The 24,830-nt window shown below is 69.0% G+C and carries 25 protein-coding genes, 1 tRNA gene and 1 riboswitch; of the genes, 18 read left to right on the forward strand and 8 right to left on the reverse strand.

Annotation, left to right across the window (positions count from 1 at the left end; translation table 11 throughout):
• Window position 1: 1 nt before the first annotated feature.
• Both DJ021_RS15120 and DJ021_RS15125 read right to left on the reverse strand, forming a co-directional pair.
• The gene (locus tag DJ021_RS15120; protein ID WP_111458338.1) at window positions 2–325 is read right to left on the reverse strand and encodes a rod-binding protein; all 324 of its coding nucleotides are present in this window, start codon (window positions 323–325) and stop codon (window positions 2–4) included.
• Window positions 325–1,434 carry a flagellar basal body P-ring protein FlgI gene (locus DJ021_RS15125; protein WP_111458339.1) on the reverse strand — a complete coding sequence of 370 codons (1,110 nt, stop codon included), beginning with the start codon at window positions 1,432–1,434 and terminating at the stop codon, window positions 325–327. Before DJ021_RS15125 ends, DJ021_RS15120 begins: the two co-directional genes overlap by 1 nt.
• A 205-nt stretch (window positions 1,435–1,639) precedes the next feature.
• Here DJ021_RS15125 and fliX point away from each other — a divergent pair, with 205 nt between their 5' ends.
• The 3 genes from fliX to DJ021_RS15140 all read left to right on the forward strand — a co-directional run bounded on the left by fliX (window position 1,640) and on the right by DJ021_RS15140 (window position 4,814).
• Window positions 1,640–2,074, forward strand: a complete 435-nt coding sequence (gene fliX / locus DJ021_RS15130; RefSeq protein WP_111458340.1) for a flagellar assembly regulator FliX — start codon at window positions 1,640–1,642, stop codon at window positions 2,072–2,074.
• Window positions 2,075–2,167: 93 nt separating this feature from the next.
• On the forward strand, window positions 2,168–2,596 hold the full coding sequence (dksA, locus tag DJ021_RS15135) for an RNA polymerase-binding protein DksA (protein ID WP_111458341.1): 429 nt from the start codon (window positions 2,168–2,170) through the stop codon (window positions 2,594–2,596).
• A gap of 172 nt (window positions 2,597–2,768) precedes the next feature.
• On the forward strand, window positions 2,769–4,814 hold the full coding sequence (locus DJ021_RS15140; protein WP_111458342.1) for an NAD(+) synthase: 2,046 nt from the start codon (window positions 2,769–2,771) through the stop codon (window positions 4,812–4,814).
• A gap of 21 nt (window positions 4,815–4,835) precedes the next feature.
• Here the strand turns inward: DJ021_RS15140 and DJ021_RS15145 are convergent, their stop codons facing one another.
• Window positions 4,836–5,432 (reverse strand): LOG family protein, encoded by a 597-nt coding sequence (locus tag DJ021_RS15145; RefSeq protein WP_111458343.1) that lies wholly within the window; start codon window positions 5,430–5,432, stop codon window positions 4,836–4,838.
• A 91-nt stretch (window positions 5,433–5,523) separates the two neighbouring features.
• Here DJ021_RS15145 and DJ021_RS15150 point away from each other — a divergent pair, with 91 nt between their 5' ends.
• Entirely contained in the window at window positions 5,524–6,297 is a 774-nt protein-coding gene (locus tag DJ021_RS15150) for a hypothetical protein (RefSeq protein WP_111458344.1), read from the forward strand.
• Between the two features lie 102 nt (window positions 6,298–6,399).
• On the forward strand, window positions 6,400–8,157 hold the full coding sequence (locus tag DJ021_RS15155; protein WP_165837288.1) for an ABCB family ABC transporter ATP-binding protein/permease: 1,758 nt from the start codon (window positions 6,400–6,402) through the stop codon (window positions 8,155–8,157).
• Between the two features lie 33 nt (window positions 8,158–8,190).
• Here the strand turns inward: DJ021_RS15155 and DJ021_RS15160 are convergent, their stop codons facing one another.
• Window positions 8,191–8,643: a PA2169 family four-helix-bundle protein gene (locus DJ021_RS15160; RefSeq protein ID WP_111458346.1), complete on the reverse strand. Its 453-nt coding sequence runs from the start codon at window positions 8,641–8,643 to the stop codon at window positions 8,191–8,193.
• A gap of 268 nt (window positions 8,644–8,911) precedes the next feature.
• On the opposite strand from DJ021_RS15160, the gene DJ021_RS18980 reads away from it, so the two are divergent.
• Window positions 8,912–9,064: a hypothetical protein gene (locus DJ021_RS18980; protein WP_165837235.1), complete on the forward strand. Its 153-nt coding sequence runs from the start codon at window positions 8,912–8,914 to the stop codon at window positions 9,062–9,064.
• A gap of 47 nt (window positions 9,065–9,111) precedes the next feature.
• On the forward strand, window positions 9,112–9,300 hold the full coding sequence (locus DJ021_RS15165; protein WP_111458347.1) for a hypothetical protein: 189 nt from the start codon (window positions 9,112–9,114) through the stop codon (window positions 9,298–9,300).
• Here the strand turns inward: DJ021_RS15165 and DJ021_RS15170 are convergent.
• Together DJ021_RS15170 and DJ021_RS15175 are read right to left on the reverse strand one after the other, a co-directional pair.
• On the reverse strand, window positions 9,297–9,557 hold the full coding sequence (locus tag DJ021_RS15170; RefSeq protein WP_111458348.1) for a hypothetical protein: 261 nt from the start codon (window positions 9,555–9,557) through the stop codon (window positions 9,297–9,299). The genes DJ021_RS15165 and DJ021_RS15170 overlap by 4 nt on opposite strands.
• A 10-nt stretch (window positions 9,558–9,567) precedes the next feature.
• Window positions 9,568–10,236: an HAD-IB family hydrolase gene (locus DJ021_RS15175; protein WP_111458349.1), complete on the reverse strand. Its 669-nt coding sequence runs from the start codon at window positions 10,234–10,236 to the stop codon at window positions 9,568–9,570.
• 219 nt (window positions 10,237–10,455) lie between these two features.
• Here DJ021_RS15175 and clpX point away from each other — a divergent pair, with 219 nt between their 5' ends.
• The 6 genes from clpX (at window position 10,456) to DJ021_RS15205 (ending at window position 17,685) form a co-directional block, all read left to right on the forward strand.
• Entirely contained in the window at window positions 10,456–11,718 is a 1,263-nt protein-coding gene (gene clpX / locus DJ021_RS15180; protein WP_111458350.1) for an ATP-dependent Clp protease ATP-binding subunit ClpX, read from the forward strand.
• A 39-nt stretch (window positions 11,719–11,757) separates the two neighbouring features.
• Window positions 11,758–13,185, forward strand: a complete 1,428-nt coding sequence (locus tag DJ021_RS15185) for an MFS transporter (protein ID WP_111458351.1) — start codon at window positions 11,758–11,760, stop codon at window positions 13,183–13,185.
• Window positions 13,186–13,207: 22 nt separating this feature from the next.
• The gene (locus DJ021_RS15190; protein ID WP_111458352.1) at window positions 13,208–13,933 is read left to right on the forward strand and encodes an SDR family oxidoreductase; all 726 of its coding nucleotides are present in this window, start codon (window positions 13,208–13,210) and stop codon (window positions 13,931–13,933) included.
• Between the two features lie 2 nt (window positions 13,934–13,935).
• Window positions 13,936–14,532, forward strand: a complete 597-nt coding sequence (locus tag DJ021_RS15195; protein WP_111458353.1) for a 2-hydroxychromene-2-carboxylate isomerase — start codon at window positions 13,936–13,938, stop codon at window positions 14,530–14,532.
• Window positions 14,533–14,854: 322 nt separating this feature from the next.
• Window positions 14,855–17,251, forward strand: a complete 2,397-nt coding sequence (gene lon, locus DJ021_RS15200) for an endopeptidase La (protein ID WP_111458354.1) — start codon at window positions 14,855–14,857, stop codon at window positions 17,249–17,251.
• A gap of 158 nt (window positions 17,252–17,409) precedes the next feature.
• Entirely contained in the window at window positions 17,410–17,685 is a 276-nt protein-coding gene (locus tag DJ021_RS15205) for an HU family DNA-binding protein (RefSeq protein WP_111459129.1), read from the forward strand.
• Window positions 17,686–17,739: 54 nt separating this feature from the next.
• On the opposite strand, the gene DJ021_RS15210 is transcribed toward DJ021_RS15205, so the two are convergent.
• Window positions 17,740–18,270: a YidB family protein gene (locus DJ021_RS15210; RefSeq protein WP_207801858.1), complete on the reverse strand. Its 531-nt coding sequence runs from the start codon at window positions 18,268–18,270 to the stop codon at window positions 17,740–17,742.
• A gap of 148 nt (window positions 18,271–18,418) precedes the next feature.
• Window positions 18,419–19,354, reverse strand: a complete 936-nt coding sequence (locus DJ021_RS15215; RefSeq protein WP_111458356.1) for an MBL fold metallo-hydrolase — start codon at window positions 19,352–19,354, stop codon at window positions 18,419–18,421.
• A gap of 177 nt (window positions 19,355–19,531) precedes the next feature.
• Window positions 19,532–19,623, forward strand: a riboswitch (yybP-ykoY riboswitch).
• 96 nt (window positions 19,624–19,719) lie between these two features.
• Between DJ021_RS15215 and DJ021_RS15220 the strand changes: the two genes are divergently transcribed.
• From DJ021_RS15220 to DJ021_RS15240, 5 genes are all read left to right on the forward strand, one after another.
• Window positions 19,720–20,295, forward strand: a complete 576-nt coding sequence (locus DJ021_RS15220; protein ID WP_111458357.1) for a TMEM165/GDT1 family protein — start codon at window positions 19,720–19,722, stop codon at window positions 20,293–20,295.
• A gap of 35 nt (window positions 20,296–20,330) precedes the next feature.
• Window positions 20,331–20,407: transfer RNA gene (locus tag DJ021_RS15225), tRNA-Val, on the forward strand.
• A 57-nt stretch (window positions 20,408–20,464) separates the two neighbouring features.
• On the forward strand, window positions 20,465–21,886 hold the full coding sequence (locus tag DJ021_RS15230) for a peptide MFS transporter (protein ID WP_111458358.1): 1,422 nt from the start codon (window positions 20,465–20,467) through the stop codon (window positions 21,884–21,886).
• An 8-nt stretch (window positions 21,887–21,894) separates the two neighbouring features.
• Window positions 21,895–22,815 carry an aldo/keto reductase gene (locus DJ021_RS15235; RefSeq protein WP_111458359.1) on the forward strand — a complete coding sequence of 307 codons (921 nt, stop codon included), beginning with the start codon at window positions 21,895–21,897 and terminating at the stop codon, window positions 22,813–22,815.
• Between the two features lie 76 nt (window positions 22,816–22,891).
• Window positions 22,892–24,814, forward strand: a complete 1,923-nt coding sequence (locus DJ021_RS15240) for a flavin-containing monooxygenase (RefSeq protein ID WP_111458360.1) — start codon at window positions 22,892–22,894, stop codon at window positions 24,812–24,814.
• Window positions 24,815–24,830 lie beyond the last annotated feature (16 nt).

Here is a 24,830-nt window from a genome sequence, read left to right on the forward strand (position 1 = left end):
CCTACTTCAGTCCCTGGAGCTTGAGCATTTCTTGCTGGACGGTGTGGGCGATGCCGATGCCGCCGGCCTTGGTCATCTGGGTGGCCATGGCGTCGGTCATCAGCGACCTGAACATCTCCTCGCCCGGGCCGCCGCCGAACGGCGCGGAGGTGTTCACGCCTTCGAACATCTGCTGCATCATGGTCGACAGGAACGAGGCCTCGAACTTCTGGGCCGTCGCCTTGATCTCACGGCGCTTGGAGAGCTCGGCGGCGCTGGCCGTGGCGGGCTGGCCGCCGAGCAGGGCGGGCGTGAGGCTGACGGGGGCGATCGACAGGCCGGCCATCACATCACCTCGATGTCGGCCTGCAGGGCGCCGGCGGCCTTGATGGTCTGCAGGATGGAGATCATGTCCCGCGGCGTGAGGCCCAGGGCGTTCAGCCCGGCCACCAGGGTCGAGAGCGAGGCGCCGTTCTTCAGCGTGATGAACTGCTTCCCCTTCTCCTCGTCGACGGTGACGTTGCTCTGCGGGACGGTGGTGGTGGTCCCGGTCCGCGAGAAGGGCGCCGGCTGGCTGACCGCGGGGGTCTCCTGGACGGTGATCGTCAGGTTGCCCTGCTGGATGGCCACGGTGGAGACCCGCACGTTCTCGCCCATGACGATCACGCCGGCGACCTCGTCGATCACCACCTTGGCCGGGGCGTCGGGCTCGACCGACAGGTTCTCCACCTGGGAGACGAAGCTCATCATGTCCTGGCCGTTGAGCGGGTGGATGGCGACGATGGTGGGGTTCTCGGCCACCGCGGCCCCTGGGAAGCGGGTGTTGATCACCTCGGCGATCCGGCCGGCGGTGGTGAAGTCCGGATTGCGCAGGGTGAGCCGCAGCTGGGTCATGCTGGCCAGCTGGAAACCGATCTCGCGCTCGACGATGGCGCCGGCGGCGATGCGGCCGGCGGTGGGGACGCCCTTGGAGACCGAGGAGCCGGAGGCGCCCGTGGCGCTGATGGAGCCGGTCTGCACGGTGCCCTGCGACACCGCATAGGCCTGGCCGTCCGCGCCCAGCAGCGGGGTCACCAGCAGGGTGCCGCCCAGCAGGCTCTTGGCGTCGCCGAGCGCCGAGACGGTGGCGTCGATCTGCGAACCGGCGGCGGCGAAGGCCGGGAGCTTGGCGGTGACCATCACCGCGGCGACGTTCTTGGTGTTCAGCGTGGCGTCGCGGGTGTTGACCCCCAGCCGCTCCAGCATCGCCTCCAGGCTCTGCTTGGTCATCGGGGCGTTGCGCAGGGCGTCGCCGGTGCCGTTCAGGCCGACCACGATGCCGTAGCCCACCAGCATGTTGTCGCGCACGCCTTCGAACTCGACGATGTCCTTGATGCGCGATTTGGCCAGCGCCGGGGCCGCGGTGAGCGCGGTGGCCAGGAGGACGGCGGAGAAGAGGCGGAGGGTCTGACGCATGGTTAACCGCGAAGCTGCTTCGGCGGCACCTATGCGACGCCCGTGCCAGTTTGCGGGCGGTTGAAAAGACTGGGAGATTCAGACTGTAACGGCGTCGCTGCGGACGGCGCCTTTGGGTCCCGGCAGAAATTGCCCGGCATTAACCATACCGCAAGCATGCGCCCCAAGACTGGCGTCTCAGTCGCAGGGGTGTGGAATCGCGTCCATGAAGGTCATCGGAACGGGCGGAACCTCATCGGTAGGCGGGCCGCGCCAGGCGCGTCCGGGGGCGGCGGCGGGCGGCTTCCGCCTGCCGGGCCCCGAAGCGGCCATCGGTCCCAGCCAGACGAGCTCGACCAGCTCGGTGGGCGGGGTGATGGGGGTGGACGCCCTGCTGGCCCTGCAGGACGTGGGCGGCCCGCTGGAGCGCAAGCGCCGCGCCGTCGGCCGGGCAGGGCGGATCCTCGACGTGCTGGACGAGGTCAAGGTGGCGCTGCTGGGCGGCGAGCTTTCGGCCCAGGACCTGGATCGGTTGCAACGCGCGGTCCGCGACGAGCGGTCCCGCACGGACGACCCCAGGTTGGAAGCCGTACTCGACGAGGTAGAGCTACGAGCGGCGGTCGAGATCGCCAAGCTGGAGCAGGCTCGCCATGCGGCGTAAACGCGTCGAACCTGACGCCCGCATTGAAACCGGTGTTCGATTTGCTATACACCCCCCGCGTGTCTCCGGGTGTGCAAGGGGCGTGAGGTTTTCATGAAGACAGCCACGGTTATGGCTGAGAAGCCTGATTATCGTCCTTCTGAGGACGAGGAGTTTATGAATGAGCGCCAAATCGAATATTTCAAACAAAAGCTGCTGAACTGGAAAGAGGACATTCTTCGCGAATCTCGCGAAACCCTCACCCATCTTCAAAGCGAAACTGAAAATCACCCTGACCTGGCCGATCGGGCCTCCTCGGAAACCGACCGTGCTCTTGAATTGCGGACGCGGGACCGGCAACGCAAGCTGATCTCCAAGATCGACGACGCGTTGCGGCGGATCGAGGATGGGAGCTACGGCTACTGCGAAGAAACCGGCGAACCCATCGGGGTCGCCCGGCTGGAGGCCCGGCCGATCGCCACCCTGAGCCTCGAAGCTCAGGAGCGGCACGAGCGCCGGGAACGGGTCCACCGCGACGACTGACCTTGAGCGGCCCCGCGAGGGGCCGTTTTCTTTTCCGCACCTACCTAGGCGGGCGACTTTTGCGCCCCGCCGGCTTCTACCCTATATATGCTCAAAGTGAGCATTTCCCCGGCCAATGGTCATGTCTCCTGCGGCGCGCTAGTCGGGGTTCGGGTTTGGGCGGAGTCGAGCCGTGACGAAGTCGTTCTACGCGATCCACAGCCAGGGCTTCGTGCGGGTCGCCGCCTGTACGCCGAAGGTTGCGGTGGGCGATCCGGGCCTCAACGCGGCGGAGACGCTCAGCCTGGCCAGGCAGGGCCATGACCGCGGCGTCGACCTGATGCTGTTTCCCGAGCTGGGAATCTCCGCCTACGCCATCGACGACCTGTTCCTGCAGGACACCCTGCTGCGGCGTGTTGAGACCGAACTGGCCGGCCTGGCCGCCGCCAGCGCCGAGCTGGCGCCGGTGCTGGTGGTCGGCGCGCCTGTGCAGCACAACGGCCGGCTCTACAACTGCGCCGTCGTCATCGCCCGCGGCCGCATCCTCGGCGTCGTGCCGAAGAGCTTCCTGCCCAACTACCGCGAGTACTACGAGAACCGCTGGTTCGCGCCGGGAGCCGGCGTCGTCGGCCTGCAGATGCAACTGGCCGGGCAGGCGGTCCCGTTCGGGACGGACCTGGTGTTCGCCGCCGCCGACCTGCCGGACTTCGTGTTCGCGGCGGAGATCTGCGAGGACTTCTGGTCCGCCACGCCGCCGTCCACCCAGGCCGCGCTCGCCGGGGCCCTGATCCTCTGCAACCTGTCAGCCTCCAACATCGTGGTCGGCAAGGCCGACGAGCGGGCGCTGCTCTGCGCCTCCCAGTCGATGCGCTGCCAAGCCGCCTACCTCTATTCCGCGGCCGGTCCGGGCGAGAGCACCACCGACCTCGCCTGGGACGGGCAGGCCACCATCCACGAGCTCGGCCGGCTGCTGGCGCAGACCGACCGGTTCCCGGCCACGTCGCAGATGGCGATCGCCGACGTCGACGTGGAGCGCCTGCGCCTGGAGCGGCTGCGCACGCCCACCTTCAACAGCGCCGCGGTCGCCGCGGGCCATCCCGAGCGGGCGTTCCGGCGGGTCGCCTTCGAGCACCAGCCGGCGTTTGCCGACGTCGGACTGCTGCGCCCGTTGGACCGCTTCCCGTTCGTGCCCGACGATCCCGCCCGCCTCGACAAGGATTGCTACGAGGCCTTCAACATCCAGGTCCAGGGCCTGACCCGGCGGCTGCAGGCCACCGGGAGCCAGCACATCGTCATCGGCGTCTCCGGCGGCCTGGATTCCACCCATGCCCTGATCGTCGCCGCCAAGGCGTTCGACGCCCTGGGAAAACCGCGCTCCGACATCCTGGGCTTCACCATGCCGGGCTTCGCCACCAGCGAGGAGACCAAGGCCAACGCCTGGGCGCTGATGAAGGCGCTGGGCGTCACCGGCGAGGAGCTCGACATCAAGCCGGCCGCCCGCCAGCTGCTCAAGGACCTCGGCCACCCGTTCGCGAACGGCGAGCCGGTCTACGACGTGACCTTCGAGAATGTGCAGGCGGGGCTGCGCACCGACTACCTGTTCCGGCTGGCCAACCAGCGGCAGGGCCTCGTGCTCGGCACCGGCGACCTATCGGAGCTGGCGCTGGGCTGGTGCACCTATGGCGTCGGCGACCAGATGAGCCACTACAACGTCAACGGCTCGGTGGCGAAGACCCTGATCCAGCACCTGATCCGCTGGGTGGCGAGCTCCGGCCAGTTCGACGAGGCCGCCGCCCAGACCCTGCTGTCGGTGCTCGGCACCGAGATCTCGCCCGAGCTGGTGCCGGCCGACGCCAAGGGCGTGATCCAGAGCACCCAGGCCAAGATCGGCCCCTACGAGCTGCAGGATTTCAACCTCTACTACATCACCCGCTTTGGCCTGCGGCCGTCGAAGGTGGCGTTCCTGGCCTGGCACGCCTGGCGCGACGCCGCCAAGGGCGACTGGCCGCCGCACTTCCCGCAGGACACCCGCAACGCCTACGACCTGGCGGACATCAAGCGCTGGCTGGGCCTGTTCCTGTTCCGCTTCTTCGAGATCAGCCAGTTCAAGCGCTCGGCCATGCCGAACGGGCCGAAGGTGGTCTCCGGCGGCAACCTCTCGCCGCGCGGCGACTGGCGCGCGCCGTCCGACGGCACGGCCAGGATCTGGCTGGACGAGCTGGAGGCCAACGTCCCCTGAGGGCGGCGGCCGGCTCGCCGCTCAGGTGAGATTGGCGAGCGCGGGCGAGGTTTCGACGAAAGGTCCCTGGACGAGCAGGGTCGGCACGATGTCCTCGGGGCGTTCGACGGTGACCCAGGACTCCATGAATTCCGGCGGCGTCAGCCTGGCGTCGACGGTGTGCTGGAAGAGGTCGAACAGCGGCTTCCAGAAGTCGTCCGGATTGTAGAACACCACCGGCTTGGCGTGCAGGTCGAGGCGGCGCCAGGACAGCAGTTCGACGATCTCCTCCAGGGTGCCGATGCCGCCGGGCAGGACCACGAAGGCGTCGGAGCGCTCGAAGAACATCATCTTCCGTTCGTGCATGGAGGTGACGACGATGGTCTCCACCTTGTCGAGCGCGCGCTCGCGGCCGACCAGGAAGTCGGGGATGATGCCGAGCACCCGACCGCCGGCGTCATGCGCTGCGCGCGCCGTGGCGCCCATCAGGCCGACGCCGCCGCCGCCGTAGACCAGGCGCAGGCCGGCCGCCGCGAGGGCCCGGCCCAGCGCGCCGGCCGCGGCCAGGAACGCAGGATCGGCCGCGTCCGAAGAGCCGCAGAAGACGCAGACCGAATCCAGGGTGGCGGGGCGCCGCATCGACGATTACTCCAGGGGGAGCCACACGCTTGCAGGCGCGCGGCGAAAGCCCGATTAGCTACGGTCGGGGTTAAGGAGTTTCAATCAAACGGTGTTCCGGACGAAGGCGCAATTCCTCACATTCGCCGGACTCGCCGCGCTCGCCGGCTGCGGCGGCCATCCGTCGGCGCCACCGGCGCCCAATCCCCAGGCCGTGCCGGCCGAGGACCTCTATCTGGCCCCGCCGAGCGTCTCCCGCGCGGTTCGGCAGGGCGAGGCGGTGGTCCTGAGCGGGCAGGCGTCCCCGGCGGCGAAGCTCAGGCTCGCGACGCCTGGCGGCGAGGTGCTGGCCGCCTCCGCCGATCGCCAGGGCCGCTGGACCATCGCCCTGCCGGCCAGCGCGCAGGCGCGGATCTTCGGCCTGTCGATGGCGGTCGGCGCCCGGCAGGTACAGGCGCAGGGCTATGTGCTGGTGGCCCCCGGCGGCCAGTCCGCCCTGCTCAGGGCCGGCGCCGGCGCCCTGCGGCTCGATCCCAGGCCGGCTGGCCGGATCGGCGCCTTCGACTTCGACCGGGAGGGCGGCGCGGTGGTGTCCGGCGCGGCGCCGGCCGGAGCCGCGCTCTCGGTGCAGCTCGATGGCCGACAGGCGGCGGACGCGCGCGCCGACGCGCAGGGCCGCTACAGCGTGGCCCTGCCGCGGCTGGCCCCCGGTCCGCACCGGCTCGAGGTGAAGGGCGACGGCTTCTACGACGCAGTGGCGGTCGAGGCCTCGCCGCCCGCGCCACTTGCCGACGGGCCCCTGCGTAGCCAGTTCAGCCCCGGCGGCTTGCGCGCCGACTGGATGACGCCCGGGGGCGGCGTTCAGTCGACCTTCCTGGCGGGCTGAACGGAGCACCGATTGTCCTACGTCCACGCCGGCGCGAGTCGCCGGTTCGCAACGCCCGGCGCGATCGCCCCATCGGAAGTCAGGTTCGACTTCTGGTCATCGATGGCCGACCTCTGGCGGCTGGTGATGCGTTCGGGCGCGCCGCAGCTGCGGCTGCGGATCGCCGCCGTCCTGGCTCTGGTGCTGATCGGCAAGCTGGCCGGCGTCCTCAATCCGGTGATGCTCGGCGACGCGATCAACACCCTCAGCCCGAGCGCCTCGGGCCATGTGACGCTGGGCGCGACGTTTATCGGCCTGGCGCTGGCCTTCGCAGCGCTGCGGCTGGTGGCCGCCTGCGCGCCGTTCGCCCGCGACGCGGTGTTCACGCGGGTCTCCCAGGCGACCATGGCCAAGGCGGCCGTGGAGACCTTCGCCCACGCGCTCGGCCTGTCGCTCGACTTCCACCAGACCAAGCAGACCGGAACGCTGTCGCGGATCATCGACCGCGGCTCGCGCTCCACCGACTTCCTGATCCGCAGCCTGATCTTCAACCTCGGCCCCACGCTGATCGAGCTGGTGCTGGCCATGGTGGTGATGACGGTGCGGCTGGACTGGCGGTTCGCGCTCACCGCGCTCGCCACCCTGGTCATCTATGCGGTGGTGACCTTCAGGATCACCGACTGGCGCCTCGGCCATCGGCGCGAGCTCAACGCCGCCGACAGCCGCGCCGCGGGGCTCTCGGTGGACGCGCTGATCAACTACGAGACGCTGAAGGCCTTCGGCGCCGAGGGGCGGCTGGTGGGCGCCTACGAGGGCGCGATGGCCGACTATGTGGACGCTAGCTCCAAGGCCACCACCTCGCTCAACCTGCTCAACGCCAGCCAGTCGCTGATCCTGACCCTGGGGCTGGCGGCGATGACCATCATGGCGGGGATGCAGGTGGCGGGCGGATCCCTGCGGATCGGCGACATCACCATGGCCATCTTCCTGCTCAGCGGCCTCTACGCGCCGCTGGGCATGCTGGGTTTCCAGTACCGGGAGATCCGCCAGGCCTTCATCGACATGGAGCAGATGGTGGAACTGACCGCCATCGCCCCGGACATCGTCGACGCGCCGGACGCCCGCGACCTGCCGCCGGCCAGCGGGCGAGGGGCCGCCGTCGCCTTCGAGAACGTCAGCTTCCAGCATGACGCCCGCTCGGTCGGATTGCGGGAGGTGAGCTTCGAGGCGGCTCCGGGCGCCACCGTGGCCCTGGTGGGCCCGTCGGGGGCGGGGAAGACCACCGCCGTTCGCCTGGCCATGCGGCTGATCGATCCGAAGGAGGGCCGCGTCACCATCGACGGCCTCGACATGCGGCAGGTGCGGCGGGCGTCCCTGCGCCGCGCCGTGGCGCTGGTGCCGCAGGACGTGGCGCTGTTCAACGACAGCCTCTACGCCAACATCGCCTTCGCGCGGCCCGAGGCCGGAACGGATGAGGTCCGCGCCGCCGCCGAGGCCGCCGAACTCGGCCCCTTCATCGACAGCCTGCCGCAGGGCATGTCGACCAGGGTCGGCGAGCGGGGGCTGAAGCTCTCCGGCGGCGAGCGCCAGCGGGTGGGGATCGCCCGCGCCCTGCTGGCCGATCCGCGGGTGCTGATCCTCGACGAGGCGACCAGCGCCCTCGACGGCCCGACCGAGGCCGCCATCCAGGAGACGCTGCGCAAGGTGAGGGCCGGGCGCACGACCCTGGTGATCGCGCACCGGCTGTCGACCATCGCCGACGCCGACCAGATCCTGGTGCTCCGACGCGGCAAGATCGTCGAGCGCGGGACCCACGCCGACCTGCTCGCCCGCGGCGGCGAATACGCCGCGCTCTGGCGACGGCAGACGCGGGAAACCTGAGCGGGGCCGGCGACGCGCCGGCCCCGGCCTTGGTCAGTGCATCGAGTGCTTCAGGGCGCTGATCGCGTTGTGGTCGGCGCGGATGGTCTCGTAGGCCCGGCTGACCACCTGGCGGACCCGGGGCGGCAGGTCGCTATCGCTCATGGCCTTCTCGAACTTCGCCTTGATGACGTCTTCGCCGCGCTCGACCTCGTCGACCACCGCCTTCGGGTTGTGCCCGGTGAGGGCGGCCTTCAGGTCCACGAACTTGTTGTGGGCCTTGCCCAGCACCGACTGGTCGGCCTTCGGCTCCTCGCCAAAGGTGCGCACCTCCTGCTGGAGTTCGCGGGTCAGTTCCATTCGCTCCCGCGAGCGCTCCGAGAACATGGTCTTGAGCTTGTCGTCGCCGGCGTTCTGGGCGGCATCCTCGTAACCGTGAGCGCTGTCCAGCGTGGTTTCGATGAGGCTGTTCAGCACTTTCACCGCGTGGTCTTGGCTGACGTCCATGGTCGGGTCTCCTGGGGTTGGTGGGGGATCGCGGGCATAACCCGACGCGACGACGGCCGTTCCAGCTTAGCCACGGACGGCCGCCACCTGAGCCAGGTTCAGCCGCCGTTCAGGTACGCCCGTCCAGGGTCGCGCCGCACCTCCGATGGCCTATGTCTGGTCGCGTAGCCGGAGAGGCGGCGCGCCCGGTCCCCTCGTGCGGATCGGGCGCGTATGCCGGGAACCTTGGCCGTGGCCTGGCTGTTCCTGTCGGGCGAAGGAGATCGCCGTGGCAGACGAGACGGACCGCAACCTCCACACCGTTCCCGCCGGCATCCTCGACCGGCTGCTGGGCAATCGCGGCCCCAACGGCGAGCTGCTGGAGAACGGCAAGCCGGCGCAGGTGGCCGACCTTCCGGACGACGACGAGGACGACGACTAGGCGCGCTTGCGGTTGTCGCCGGCCGCCGGCTGGCGCACATTGTGCGCATGGCCGTCCCTGAGGAGAATCCGCGTCCCTCCGTGGTCGACGCCGAGTACAAGATCATCCACGGGCCATGGCCGCGATGGGTGCTGCATCTCAGCCTGTTCAAGCTCGCCGCCACAGCCGCCGCCGTGGTCGCGGTGTGCGTGGTGCTGACGCTGGCGGTGCTGGTCGGACTGGGCGTGTTCCGCTAGGCGGACAGCCGGCGCCGAACCGCCTCCAGCAGTTGCGCGCGGCCGGGCGGCGAGGTCACGTCGAAGCGGTCGAAATCCGCGCCGGCGGCGTCGCGCAGGTCGCCGAACAGTCCCGCCGGGTCCTCATGGAAATGCAGGAAGGCTCGCGACTTCAAATAGAAGACGCCGCGCGACCGCTCCGTCAGGCCCGGCATCAGCCGGATCTCCCGCAGTAGCGGCTCCAGGTCATCCAGCGCGGCGGGTCCGGCGTGTTTCACGTTCCGCCTCCTAGGGCTTGGCCGTGAACACCCGGTAGCCGGGGATCTCCGCCATCGCCAGCATCTCGCGATCGCCGCTGGTGTCGCCGTAGGCGGCCTTGACCGTCAGGTCGGGCCCGAAGCGGTCCTTCAGCCGCACCACCTTCTCCGGTCCGCGGCAGTTGGGGGTGGCGAAGGCGCCGGCCACCCGGCCCTGGGCGTCGTAGGCGATCTGGGTGCCCAGCAGGACATCGGCGCCCAGGCCCCGTGCGAACGGCGCGACGAGGACATCCGGCGAGGCGGTGACGATGACCAGCCGCACCCGCTGGGTCCGCCAGCGCTTCCAGGCGGCCACCGCGTCGGGCCGCAGCAGCTGGCGGGAATGTGATTGCGCGAAGGCGGCGGCGTCGGCCTCCAGCCGTTCGCGCGGCACGCCCTTGAGGAACTCGCCGACCGCCTGCGCCTTTATCCGGCCGCGGTCCCGGTGAAACAGATAGGCGAGGGCGGCCGGCAACAGCCTCGCCACCCCCAGCGCGTAGCGGATCCTGCCCGCGCGCCACTTCAGAAAGGCCGTGAAGCTGTCGCGCACCGTCAGTGTCCCGTCGAAATCGAAGGCGACGATGGGGGCGTCGTCATTCCCCTCAGAGGCGAATGCGGCTGTCTCGTCGTGGGACGTCGGATCAGAGCGGTCTTGTGCCATTTCGGCCCGTATCCCATTTAGAGGAAGGCGCCCAGATCCGGGGCGTCGCGTCGCCAATTGTCGCTGCCGCTAGCGAAGGCTTGTGATCCGGGCCCGGATCGGGGAATGTCAAGACTTGGACAACCCGCGGCGCGTAATCTGCATTGATAGGGCGCAGACGCCTGACGGGGCGGCGAGAGCCGGGTCTCGGCTCAGTCGCCTAGAGAGTGAGAAACGACCATGACCAAGGCCGCAAGCGGGGATTCGAAGAGCACCCTCTACTGCTCTTTCTGCGGCAAGAGCCAGCACGAGGTCCGCAAGCTTATCGCGGGCCCCACCGTGTTCATCTGTGATGAATGCGTCGAGCTGTGCATGGATATCATCCGCGAAGAGCACAAGATCTCCTTCGTGAAGTCCAAGGACGGCGTTCCGACGCCGAAGGAAATCCGTGAGGTCCTGGACGATTACGTGATCGGGCAGGATCACGCCAAGAAAGTGCTCTCGGTCGCGGTGCACAATCACTACAAGCGCCTCAACCACGCGACGAAGAATAACGACGTCGAGCTGGGCAAGGCCAACATCCTGCTGATCGGGCCGACCGGCACCGGCAAGACCCTGCTGGCCCAGACGCTGGCCCGAATCATCGACGTTCCGTTCACCGTCGCCGACGCCACGACGCTCACCGAAGCCGGCTACGTCGGCGAGGACGTCGAAAATATCATCCTGAAACTGCTGCAGGCCGCCGACTACAACGTCGAGCGTGCGCAGCGCGGCATCGTCTACATCGACGAGGTCGATAAGATCAGCCGCAAGTCCGACAACCCCTCGATCACCCGCGACGTGTCGGGCGAGGGCGTCCAGCAGGCGCTGCTGAAGATCATGGAAGGCACCGTCGCCTCCGTGCCGCCGCAGGGCGGGCGCAAGCATCCGCAGCAGGAGTTCCTGCAGGTCGACACCACCAACATCCTGTTCATCTGCGGGGGGGCCTTCGCCGGCCTCGAGAAGATCATCTCGGCGCGCGGCCAGGGCACCTCGATCGGCTTCGGCGCCAAGGTCACCGACCCGGACGACCGTCGCACCGGCGAGATCTTCCGCCAGGTGGAGCCGGACGACCTGCTGCGCTTCGGCCTGATCCCGGAATTTGTCGGCCGCCTGCCGGTGATCGCCACCCTGGACGACCTCGACGAGAAGGCCCTGGTGAAGATCCTCACCGAGCCGAAGAACGCCTTCGTGAAGCAGTACGTGCGGCTGTTCGACATGGAGAACGTCGGCCTGACCTTCACCGACGACGCCCTCAACGCGGTCGCCCGCAAGGCCATCGCCCGCAAGACCGGCGCGCGCGGCCTGCGTTCGATCCTCGAGGCCATCCTGCTCGACACCATGTACGAACTGCCGACCTACGACGGCGTCGAAGAGGTGGTGGTCAACGCCGAGGTCGTGGAAGGCCGCGCCCAGCCGCTGATCATCTACGCCGAGCGCCGCGACAAGGGCGGCGCGGCCTAAGGCATTCCGCCATGCGCCTCCTGAACTAGAGGCAGGCGCTTGAGCCATCTGACAGAACCCTGCGCCCGCGGCTCCGCAAGAGCCGCGGGCGCAGTCGTTTCGCAGACCCCTAAGCGGGCGCAGCGCCGGGTGCTGGCCGGCACGGTGCTGGGCTCCAGCCTGGCCTTCATCGACTCTTCGGCCGTGAACCTCACCCTGCCGGTGATCCAGCAGCGGCTGGGTGGCGACCTCGCCTCGGCCCAGTGGATCATGAACGCCTACTCGTTGATGCTCAGCGCGCTGGTGCTGTCAGGAGGCGCGGCCGCCGACCGCTACGGCCGCAAGCGGGTATTCATCGTCGGCGTTGCGGTGTTCACCGCCGCCTCCCTGGCCTGCGCCCTGGCGCCCAGCCTGCCGGTGCTGATCGCCGCCCGCGCCGTGCAGGGGATCGGGGCTGCGCTGATGACCCCGGCCAGCCTCGCCCTGCTGGGCGCGACCTTCGAGGAGAAGGGGCGCGGCCAGGCGGTGGGGATCTGGGCCGGCGCCGGCGGCCTGATGAGCGCATTGGGCCCGGTGCTGGGCGGCTGGCTCACCGACACGGTGTCCTGGCGCGCGGTGTTCGTCATCAACCTGCCGATCGCCGCGGTGGCGGTGTGGCTGGTGGCGGCCGGCGCGCGGGAGAGCCGCGGGACGCGTTCGGGACCGGTGGACTGGGCCGGCGCCGCCGCGGTGACGGCAGGCCTGGCGCTGATCACCTGGGGCCTGACCGACGCGCCGCGGAAGGGCTTCGCCGATCCCCTGGTGATCGCGGCGCTGGTCCTCGGCCTGGCGGGGCTCGCCGCCTTCGTGCTGATCGAGCGGCGGGCGGAAAACCCGATGACCCCGCTGAAGCTGTTCCGCTCCGTCAGCTTTTCCGGCCTCAACGGCCTGACGCTGCTGCTGTACGCGGCGTTCGGCGGCGCGCTGTTCCTGCTGCCGTTCCAGCTGATCCGCGCGCACCACTATCCGCCCGCCGCGGCGGGCGCGGCGCTGCTGCCGCTGTCCGTAGGCCTGGCGGTGCTGTCGCCGCTGGCGGGACGGCTGGCGAGCCGGTTTGGAGCCCGCGCGCTGCTCACGGCCGGACCGACGCTGGTGGGCGTAGGATTCGCGCTGCTCGCCTGGCGGGCCGGGGACGGCGGCTACTGGAGCGGGGTCTTCCCCGGCCTGGCCGTGCTGGCGCTGGGCATGGGCGTGGCCGTGGCGCCGCTCACCGACGCGGTGCTGGGCGCCGTGCCCGGCGAGTTCGAGGGCGCGGCCTCCGGAATCAACAACGCCACCGCGCGGGTGGCCGGCCTGCTGGCCGTCGCGCTGGTCGGCTTCGTCCTCGGCGCGGCGGATCCGCCTGCGGTGGCGGCGGGCTACCGTGTGGCGATGATCGTGGCCGCGGTGGGCTCCGTCGCGGCCGGCCTTGTCGGCTGGCTGACCGTCCGGCCGCTTGCCAAGGGATGATGATCGTCATCTAATAATTCCCATGGCGGACAAGGCGGTCATCGTGGTCGGGGCGGGGGACGCGCTGGGCGGGGCGATCGCCCGGCGGTTCGCGCGCGAGGGCTATGCGGCGGTCGTCGTGCGCCGCAACGCCGACCAGCTGGAGCCCCTGGCCCAGGCGATCCGCGAGGCCGGCGGCGAGGCCCACCCGTTCGGCGTCGACGCCCGGAAGGAAGACCAGGTGGTCGACCTGTTCCAACGGGTCGAGGCGGAGATCGCCCCGGTCGAGGCCTGCGTCTTCAACATCGGCGCGAACGTCCGCTTCCCGATCGCGGAGACCACGGCGCGGGTCTATTTCAAGGTCTGGGAGATGGCCGCCTTCGCGGGCTTCCTCACCGGCCGCGAGGCCGCCCGGCGGATGACGGCGCGCGGGCAGGGCACGATCCTGTTCACCGGGGCCACCGCCAGCCTGCGCGGCAGCGACGGCTTCGCCGCCTTCGCGGGCGCCAAGCACGCCCTGCGCGCGCTCGCCCAGAGCATGGCCCGCGAGCTGGGACCCAAGGGCGTGCACGTGGCCCACACCATCATCGACGGCGCCATCGACACCGCCTGGATCGCGGAGAACTTTCCGGAGCGCTATGCGGCGAAGGCGCAGGACGGCATTCTCAATCCCGAACACATCGCCGACGCCTACTGGATGCTGCACGCCCAGCCGCGCGACGCCTGGACCCACGAGCTGGATCTTCGGCCCTGGATGGAGGCCTGGTGACCATGACCCGCCATGTCGAGTTCCTGTTCGACGTCGGCAGCCCCACGTCGTACCTGGCGCACAAGCGTCTGCCGGCCGTCCTGCGGCGCACGGGCGCCGAGGCTGCCTATCTCCCGATCCTGCTGGGCGGGGTGTTCAAGGCCACCGGCAATGCCTCGCCGGCGAGCATTCCCGCCAAGGGGCGGTGGATGGACGCGGACCTGGCGCGGTTCGCCGCCCGGGAGGGGATCGGGTTCGTGCGCAATCCCTACTTCCCGATCAACACCCTGCACCTGATGCGCGGCGCGACGGGCCTGATCGGGGACCCGCGGTTCATGACCTATGTGGACGCGGTGTTCGACGCCATGTGGCGCCAGCCCAGGAATCTCGGCGACCCTGCGGAGGTCGCCTCGGTGCTCGCGCCGCTCGGCATCGGGGCCGACGAGTTCCGGGCCCTGGTCGAGCGCGACGCGGTCAAGGCGCGGCTGAAGGCGGCCACGGAGGCCGCGGTGGCGCGCGGCGTGTTCGGCGCGCCAACATTTTTCGTCGGTGGGGAAATGTTCTTCGGCCAGGACCGTCTCGACTTCGTGGAAGCGGCTCTGGCGGCCGTTCCGGCCTGACGCCGAAATGCCTATTCGATGGCAGGGAATTCCAACTTGCTGATCGTATGGCGAATTCCCACATTGGGTGCGTGGCCGGGGCATAGCCTTGCGCGCACGGCCCTGCTTCTCCCGGTCAAGCTAGCCGATGGATAGCGCTGAGACGCAGTGTCGCGCACGGTCGTTGCTCCGCTTGAACCCAGGCGGAAACCGTCCACATAAAACATCGAGCAAGCCGCCGAGTACGGCGGACGGGTCGTCCGACTCAAGCGCATCGTTTGAGTGACCGCGATCCGGGAGCCGAGTCCGTGACCTAAACGGGCCGGCCAGGAGTTTGAGCATCATGTCCGAGATTAAGATCCTGCCTATCCTGCCGCTGCGGGACATCGTGGTCTTTCCGCACCAGCCGGTGCCTCTGTTCGTGGGCCGCGAAAAGTCCGTGCGCGCGCTTGAGGAAGCGATGCGCCACGACGGCAAGGAGATTCTGCTCGCCACCCAGAAGGACAAGGACGACGACGATCCCTCTCCCGAGGCGATCTACGACGTCGGCGTCGTGGCGACGGTCCTGCAACTGCTGAAGCTGCCCGACGGCACCGTGAAGGTGCTGGTGGAAGGCCGCGCGCGCGCCGGTATCGCCAAGTTCACCGAGCAGGCCGACTTCTATGAAGCCGAAATCGCCTACGTGGCCGAGGACGGCGCGGGCTCCGCGGAGGCCGAGGCGCTGTCGCGCGCGGTCGTCGAGCAGTTCGAAAACTATGTGAAGCTGAACAAGAAGGTGCCGCCCGAGGCGCTGGCTGCGATCCCGCAGATCGACAACCCGGGCGAGCTGGCCGACCGCATCGCCAGCCACCTGTCGGTGAAGATTTCCGAGAAGCAGCAGCTGCTGGAAGTCTTCAACGTCGTGAAGCGTCTGGAGAAGGTCTACGCCCTGATGGAGGGCGAGATCAGCGTCATGCAGACGGAGAAGAAGATCCGTAACCGCGTGAAGCGCCAGATGGAGAAGACGCAGCGCGAGTACTATCTGAACGAGCAGATGAAGGCGATCCAGCGCGAGCTGGGCGAGCAGGACGACCAGCGCGACGAACTGCTGGAGCTCGAAAAGCGCATCAAGAAGACCAAGCTGTCCAAGGAAGCGCGCGCCAAGGCCGACTCCGAGCTGAAGAAGCTGCGGAACATGAGCCCGATGTCGGCGGAATCGACCGTGGTCCGGAACTACCTGGACTGGCTGCTGTCGATCCCATGGGGCAAGGGCAAGCAGAAGCCCATCGACATGCAGAAGGCCGAGGACATCCTCAACGAGGATCACTACGGCCTCGACAAGGTCAAGGAACGGATCCTGGAGTACCTGGCGGTGCAGAGCCGCGTGGGTTCGCTGAAGGGCCCGATCCTGTGCCTGGTCGGCCCTCCCGGCGTCGGCAAGACCTCGCTCGGCCGCTCGATCGCCAAGGCCACGGGACGTGAGTTCGTCCGGGTGTCCCTGGGCGGCGTGCGGGACGAGGCCGAGATTCGCGGCCACCGCCGGACCTACATCGGCTCGATGCCCGGCAAGGTCATCCAGTCGATGAAGAAGGCCAAGTCGACCAACGCCTTCTTCCTGTTGGACGAGATCGACAAGATGGGCTCCGACTATCGCGGCGACCCGTCCTCGGCCCTGCTGGAAGTGCTGGACCCGGCGCAGAACTCCACCTTCGCCGACCACTACCTGGAGGTGGACTACGACCTGTCGCCGGTGATGTTCGTCACCACGGCCAACAGCCTGAACATGCCCCAGCCGCTGCTGGACCGCATGGAGATCATCCGCATCCCCGGCTACACCGAGGACGAGAAGGTGGAGATCGCCAAGCGTCACGTCCTGCCGAAGCTGACCAAGGACCATGGGCTGAAGCCGGAGGAGTTCATCGTTCCGGAGCAGGCGATCCATGACCTGATCCGCTACTACACGCGGGAATCCGGCGTCCGCTCGCTCGAGCGGGAGCTGGGCAACCTGGCGCGCAAGACGGTTCGGGACATGGCGCGCGAGAACCTGCTGTCGATCACCATCGACGACGAGCGGCTGGCCAAGTACGCGGGCGTCCGCAAGTTCAAGTACGGCGAGATGGACACCGAAGATCAGGTCGGGATCATCACCGGCCTGGCCTACACCGACTTCGGCGGCGACATCCTGACCATCGAAGCGGTCAAGATGCCCGGCAAGGGTCGGATGTCCATCACGGGCAACCTGAAGGACGTGATGAAGGAATCGATCTCGGCGGCGAACTCCTACGTTCGCAGCCGCGCCACGAAGTTCGGCATCGAACCGCCGAGCTTCGAGCGGACCGACGTCCACATCCACGTGCCGGACGGCGCCACTCCGAAGGACGGCCCCTCGGCCGGCGCCGCAATGGCCACGGCCATCGTCTCGGTGCTGACCGGCATCCCGATCCGCAAGGACATCGCCATGACCGGCGAGGTCACCCTGCGCGGCCGGGTGACGGCGATCGGCGGCCTGAAGGAGAAGCTGCTCGCGGCCCTGCGTTCCGGCGTCAAGGTCGTGCTGATCCCCTCGGAAAACGAGAAGGACCTGGCGGACATCCCGGACAACGTGAAGCAGGGGATGGAGATCATCCCGGTGTCCACGATGGACGAGGTGCTGGCGCGGGCCCTGACCCGGGCTCCGGTGCCCATCGAGTGGTCGGAGAAGGACCAGCCGGTGGCGGTGGCCACGGAAGGCGACGACGTCGAAACAGTCGTCACCCACTAGACGCGATCAAAACGTGTGACTGTGGAGCGGCGCGGGAGCAATCCCGCGCCGCTCTTATTTGACGGACGTCTCAGCCTGGACATAATTCGGTAAGGCGATGGGGCGGCTCACGACCCCGGCTGCTGCAACGAAAAAAGATGGGCTGGGAGAAATGCAACATGACAAAGGCCGAACTCGTCGCCGCCATGGCCGACAAGGCGGGGCTGAACAGGGCGCAGGCCAAGGTCGCGCTCGACGCCTTCATCGCGTCGGTCTCCACCTCCCTGAAGGCCGGAGATGAGGTTCGCCTGGTGGGTTTCGGCAGCTTCGTGCCGGTCAAGCGCGCGGCCGGGACGGCGCGCAATCCGCGGACGGGCGAGACGGTGAAGCGGGCCGCCTCGCAGACCTGCCGGTTCCGGGTGGGCGACGCGCTGAAGAACACGCTGAACGCCTGACCCCGGGCGAACGATAGGCGGCCCCCGAAGTGAGGCCGCCTTTTTCGTGCCGAGTCAGTGGCCGGCGGCGGCCTGCCCGGCGATCTGTTGCAACTCGTCGTCGGTCGGGACACGGCTGGCCGGGGTCAGCTCGTGCACCGCCTCGGGCAGGGTGCGCGAAAGGTCCGACAGCAGCGCTTGGCGGGGCATGCCGGTCTGTTGCTCCAGTTGCCGCACGGTGTCGTCGCCGAGGGCGTCCTCCAGCTGGTTCGGGGCGATGGGCTGGTTCTGGCCGGAGCCGACCCAGGAGTTCACCTGCTGTCCGTAGCCCTTCTGCTGGAACTGGCTGATCAGGGCGCCGAGCGCGCCGGCGCCGCCCAGGCCGCCGAGGATGTTCCCAAGGCCACCGCCGCCGAGCAGCCCGCCCAGAGCGCCGCCCAGGCCGGCGCCGCCCATACCTCCCAGGCCGCCGCCGGTCTGAGCCGGCTGCGCAGGCTGTCGTTGCGGATCGAAGCTGCGCCCTTCGCCGGCGCCCTGGCCGGGCTGCGGCGCATAGTGGCGCGCGGCCTTCACCGCCAGCGCCAGCAACAGGCCGGCGACGATCACCGAGCCTGGTCCCTGGCTTCGCCCCTGGGGGCGACCGCCGCCAGTGACGCTTCCCAACACTGAATCGAGCAATCCCATGGCCTCACCCTTCTCGTGAGCCGGGACAACGTCGAATGGGTGGATAGGTTCGCGGCGTTCGTCGCCCCGCCTATTTGGAGAGTTCGTCGTAGAGGCCGTCGAGCCGCGCGGGCCGGGTCCACTCGGTGTGCTGGCCCTTGATGTTCCAGCCCGGCCCCAGGTCGTCGACCTTGACCGCGGCCAGTAGTTCGCTCTTCGGCACGCCCGCCTTGATCGCCGCGCGGAGCCGTTCGATCAGCAGGTCCAGCTTCTTGCGGTCCGCCTCGAACTCCGCCCGGCTGATGGGAGCGTCGCCGTGGCCGGGGATCAGGGTGTCGAAGTCCAGCTTCTCCACTTCGGCCCAGTTCTGTTGCAGGCCCAGCAGCCTGCCGCCGTTGGGCCAGTCGACCGTGGGCGCGCCGGAGAACATGTTGTCGCCCATGGCCACCACCTTCTCGTCGGGGAAATAGACGATCGAATCCGAGGCGGTATGCGCCGGATGGAGGGCGTAGGCCGTGGCCGTGGCCCCCTTCAACTTGACGGTGTAGGTCTTTGCGAAACTGATGGTCGGCGCCGGGGAGCGCAGCTGGCCGGGACGCACCGTGTAGGTCGCCACCAGCGCCTTATAGTCGTCCGACGCGATGACCGGGATGCCGGCCGCCTCGAATTGCGGGGTGTTGCCCGAGTGGTCGTTATGCACGTGGGTGACGAACACGTACCTGATCGGCTTGGGGCTGACGCTGTGGATCGCCCGCAGCAACTCCTGGTAGTAGTTGTCGCCCGTCAGCTTGGTGTCGACCAGGATCAACCCGTCGTCCGCGACCCGCAGGACGGAGTTGGCGGTGTTGCCGATCAGCATAAAGAGGCCCGGCTTGACCTGGCGGACGACGAGAGGCGCGAAGTTCGTCGTGGGGGGAGGGGCGGCCGGGTCATAGATGGGCCGGGGCGCGGCGTCCTGGGCGAAGGCCATGGTCGCCGCGGCGCTGACGGCGGCGAGCGCACCGGCGCCGATCACGAACCTGAGCATCACGAAGTTCCCCCTTGCGGCCGGATTGAACTCCAGAATCGCCTAAGGCGAAGTTCTAGTTAAACGGGTGGTGACTGTCTACTTCTGGTGGGGCTCGCCGTCCTGGCGCGCGCCCGCACGGCGGCCGGGGCCGTTTCCCGTCAGACCTTGTGCGCACCGGCCAACCTGGGGTAGGGACGCACCTTCTTCGGGGAGTAGCCGTTCGCTCCAGCGAAGTCCGCGTCAACACACTCGGCTTTCGGGCCGTGGCGCGGACGGCGGGCCTGACCAGGTCCGGATTGGCGAGACCGACGACGCAGACCTCCGGCACAGGGCCGGCGGAGGTCGCCGCGTCGTCGTGTCCATACCGCGCCCCGGAGTTCTCGATGATCCTCGAACCGATGCTGGTGTCCGCAGGCGTGGTCGCCGTGGCGGAGATCGGCGACAAGACCCAGCTGCTGGCGATTGTGCTGGCGGCGAAGTTCCGCAAGCCCGTCCCGATCATCCTCGGCATCCTGGCGGCCACCGTGCTCAACCACGCCGCCGCCGCCACGCTCGGCTACTTCATCTCCCGCTGGCTGACCGGCCAGGTCTTCCAGACCGTGGTCGGCGTGGCCTTCATCGCCATGGCCGCCTGGGCGCTGGTGCCCGACAAGGAGGACGAGGGCGCGGCCGACAAGAGCCACGGCGGGGTGTTCCTGACCACCCTGGTGTCGTTCTTCTTCGTGGAGATCGGCGACAAGACCCAGATCGCCACCTCGCTGCTGGCGGCCCGCTTTCACGACATCGCCCTGGTCACGCTGGGCACCACGCTGGGGATGATGGCCGCCAACGTGCCGGCGGTCCTGCTGGGCGAGGCGGCGACCAAGATCGTGCCGCTGAACGTGGTGCGGATGATCGCCGCCGGCGTCTTCGCCCTGATCGGCGCATGGGTGCTGCTGAGCGCCTTCCACCTCGTCTAGGCGACGGCGCGGGAGTTCATTAGAACCGCACGGGCGGGCGGCTAGCTCAGCTGGTCAGAGCATCTCGTTTACACCGAGAGGGTCGGGGGTTCGAACCCCTCGCCGCCCACCAGCCCTTCCTCAGGGCTGAGCTTTCGTGCCTAACTCGCCGGCCAAGCGGAGGAATCGAATGGCTGCGACCGCAACGACGGCAAATCGGGACGATACCTGGTTCGTGGGCCACCCGAAGGGGCTGGCCTTCCTGGCGTTCACCGAGGCCTGGGAGCGGTTCTCCTACTACGGCATGCAGACGCTGCTGGTGCTCTACATGGTGCACCAGCTCCTGCTGCCCGGGCACATCGAGCACGTCGCCGGCTTCGGCCTGCTGCGGGCGCTGCTCGAGCGCGGCCATGTGATGAGCAACCAGGCGCTCGCCTCGGCGGTGTTCGGCCTCTACACCGGCCTCGTCTACCTGACCCCGATCCTCGGGGGTCTGATCGCCGATCGGGTGCTAGGGCGGACCCGCACGATCATCGTCGGCGGCAGCCTGATGGCGCTTGGCCACTTCCTGATGGCCTTCGACGTCTCCTTCCTGCTGGCGCTGGTCTGCCTGATGTTCGGCGCCGGCTGCTTCAAGGGCAACATCGCCACCCAGGTCGGCGCTCTCTATCGCCCGGAGGACAACCGCCGGGCCGACGCCTTTCAGATCTTCTACCTCGGCATCAACGCCGGCGTGATCGTCTCGCCGTTCATCACCGGCACGCTGGGCGAGAAGGTCGCCTGGCACTACGGCTTCGGCGCGGCCGGCATCGGCATGCTGATCTCGCTGGTCATCTATCTGTCCGGGCGCAAGCACCTGCCGCCCGACCCGCCGCTGCGGGCCAAGGCCAAGGCCGACCGGCCGACGATGGATCGCCGGGAATGGATCGTGGTGGCGCTGCTGGTGGCCATGCTGCCGGTGCTGTCCGCCTCCGTCGTCGCCAACCAGGAGATCTTCAACGCCTATCTGATCTGGGCGGAGCGGAGCGCCGACCTCCACCTGTTCGGGATACCGATCCTCACCACCTGGCTGGTGTCGGTGGATTCCATCGTCTCGGTGACCTGCCTCATCGGCATGGTGGTGTTCTGGCGGCTCTGGGCGAAGCGTTTCCCGGAGCCGGACGAGCTTGGGAAGATCGCCATCGGCTGCCTGTTCAGCGGGGCGGGCGCGGCGTGCCTGGCGATCGGCTCGGCGTTGGCGTCGGGCCCCGGCGAGAAGGTGGGCTTCGGCTGGCTGCTGGCCTTCCACCTGCTGAACGACATCGGGTTCGCCAACGTCCTGCCGGTAGGCCTGGCGCTCTATGCGCGCTCGGCGCCGCGGGCCATCGCGGCCACCATCGTCGGCCTCTATTACCTGCACCTCTTCGCCGGCAACCTGCTGGTCGGCTGGCTGGGCGGCCTGCTCGAGAAGATCCCGGCGGTGCAGTTCTGGCTGATCCATGCCGCCCTCGTGATCGGCGCGGGCGTGGTGTTCTTCTTCATCCGGTTGGCGTTCGGCCGGCTGCTGATCGCCGCGCCTCCGGCGCCTGACGAGGCGAACCTCGTCGCGGCCGATGCGGTGAAGGCGCCCTGACGCCGGCCATGCTCTATCGCCCGCTCGGCCGCACCGGGCTGACCGTCTCCGAGATCGGCCTTGGCTGCGCGAGCTGGTGGGGCAAGCCGGCCTTCCCGGAGGCGCAGGCGGTCGGGCTGGTGCACGCCGCCCTCGACCTCGGCGTCACCCTGTTCGACACCGGCGCCAGCTATTCGGCCGGGGAGGCGGAGCCCCGGCTCGGCCGGGCGCTGAAGGGGCGCGACGTCTCGCAGCTGGTGGTGGCGACCAAGGCCGGCAGTTTCCACGCCGGCGGCGGGCGGATCGGCCGAGACTTCTCGCCCGCCGCCATCGTCGCCAGCGCCGAGCGCAGCCTGCGCAACCTCGGCCTCGAGGCCCTGCCGCTGCTCCAGCTGCACGGGCCCGCCATCGAGGAGCTCGACGACGAGCTGCTGGCGGCGCTGGGGGACCTGAAGGCCCGCGGCCTGGTCCGGGCGCTCGGCGTCAACAGCTTCGACCCGGCGGTGATCGAGCACGTCATCGGCCTGCCCGGGTTCGATGCGGTGATGGTCGACTACAATGTGCTCCGTCCCGAGCGCGAGCCGCTGATCGCCCGCGCGGCGGGGGCGGGGAAGGGCGTGCTGGCTGGCATGGCGCTGGCCATGGGCCACACCGGCCTGCAGGTGGCCCGCCTGAAGGGGCCGCAGGACCTCTGGTACGCCGCCCGCGGCCTGATGCGGCATCGCCAGGAGGTGGTGCGCGGCGCGCGGTTCTCGTTCCTGCACCGCCAGCCGGAGATCACCGGCTCGCAGGCGGCGCTCGCCTATGTGCTGGCCAACCGCGACGTCTCCGCCGCGGTGATCGGCACCACCCGCCTGGGGCACCTGCGCGAGAACCTCGCCGCCTCCGACCGCGCCCTGCCGGACCTGCTGATGGAGCGGATCAAGGCCGCCCAGGCCGCGGCGCGCTGACGCCACGAGGCGCCTTCCGCTCCGGCGAGGGCGGAGTCATGGTGCTGATCAACGATAATATTGGGCAGGAACGACGATGGCGGACGATCTCGTGACCCTGGACGAGGCGCTGGCGGCCGCGCACCTCCCCGCGCTGGTGGCGGCCATGGTGCATATGACCGGCGATGCGGGCTGGCTGCGGCCGGAGTGGACGCCGACCTACACGCCGCTGGCGCGCAACGATCCGGGCATCTCCGAATCCGAGCAGGCGAAGATCCGCGAGGCGGCCAAGGCCGCGATCACAGCCTACCTGGCCGGCGAGCCGATGAAGCTCGCCACCCCCGACCAGCCGCTGCTGCGGCGGATGATGGACTATGTGGGCGGCGCCCCAATTCCGGAGCGCTACGCCGACTTCCTGATCGACGAGCTGGCGCTGTCGGGCAGCAGCAAGGACCCGCATTTCGAGCAGCCGCGGCTGAAGGAGGCGGCGCGCAAGCTGAAGGTGCTGGTGATCGGCGCCGGCATGTCCGGCCTGCTCACCGGCATCCGCCTGTCGCAGGCGGGGATTCCGTTCGAGATCGTTGAGTCCAATCCCGACGTCGGCGGCACCTGGCTGGTGAACACCTATCCGGGCTGCCGGGTGGACAACGCCAACCACATGTACAGCTATTCCTTCGAGCCGAACCACGCCTGGCCGCAGCATTTCTCGCCGCAGCCGGAGCTGCTGAAGTACTTCCGCGGCGTCGCCGACAAGCACGATCTCAAGAAGCACATCCGCTTCGAGACCACCGTCGAGAGCCTCACCTGGGACGAGGACCGCGCGGTCTGGCGCGCCCAGCTGATCGGCAAGGACGGCGGGCGCGAGACCGTCGAGGCCAACGCCGTGGTCACCGCGGTCGGCCAGCTCAACCGGCCGCGGCTGCCGGACATCGAGGGCCGTGACAGCTTCCAGGGCCCGGCCTTCCACTCGGCGCAGTGGCGCCACGACGTGGACCTGACCGGCAAGCGGGTGGCGGTGATCGGCACCGGCGCCTCGGCCTTCCAGTTCGTGCCGGAGATCGCGCCGAAGGTCGCCCAGCTGAAGGTCTTTCAGCGCACGCCGCCCTGGGGCCTGCCCGTGCCGCACTACCACGAGGACGTGCCGGAGGGCATGAAGTGGCTGCTGGAGCACGTGCCCTACTACGACAAGTGGTACCGCTTCTGGCTGTTCTGGATGACCACCGAGGGCTTCCTGCCGATGGTGAAGTCCGATCCCGACTGGACTGGCCCGACGACGGCGGTCGGCGAGGCCAACGCTGCATTGCGCGAGATGGCGGCCTCCGCCCTGGCCGCCCAGGTGCAGGACCGGCCCGACCTCCTGCCGCACGTGGTTCCCACCTATCCGGTGGGCGGCAAGCGCGCGGTGCTGGACAACGGCGTCTGGCTCGGCGCGCTGAAGCGGCCGAACGTCGAGCTGGTCACCGAGCGGATCACCCGGATCACCCCGACCGGCGTGGTCACCGCCGACGGCGTCGAGCACGAGGTGGACGTGATCCTCTACGGCACCGGCTTCCAGGCCAGCCGGTTCCTCTCCGGCCTGTCCGTCAAGGGCCGCGGCGGCCGCGACCTGCACGAGGCCTGGGCGGGCGATGCGCGCGCCTACCTCGGCATGACGACGCCGGGCTTCCCGAACTTCTTCATCATCTATGGTCCGAACACCAACATCGTCGTCAACGGCTCGATCATCTTCTTCTCGGAGTGCGCGGTCCGCTACATCGTCGGCGCCCTGAAGCTGATGGCGGAGACCGGCGCGCGGGCCATGGAGGTGAAGCGGGACGTCCACGACGCCTTCAACATCCGGGTGGACGAAGCCAACAAGGGCTGGGCCTGGGGCTCGCCGAACGTCACCAGCTGGTACAAGAACGAGTTCGGCCGGGTGAGCCAGAACTGGCCGTTCGGCCTGATCGACTACTGGCGGGCGACGCTGGCGCCCAATCCGGACGACTTCGTGCTGGAGAAGCAAGCCGAACCGGTGGCCTGATCGGCCAGACCGTGCG

It is taken from the genome of Phenylobacterium hankyongense (assembly GCF_003254505.1).
GTDB lineage: Bacteria > Pseudomonadota > Alphaproteobacteria > Caulobacterales > Caulobacteraceae > Phenylobacterium > Phenylobacterium hankyongense.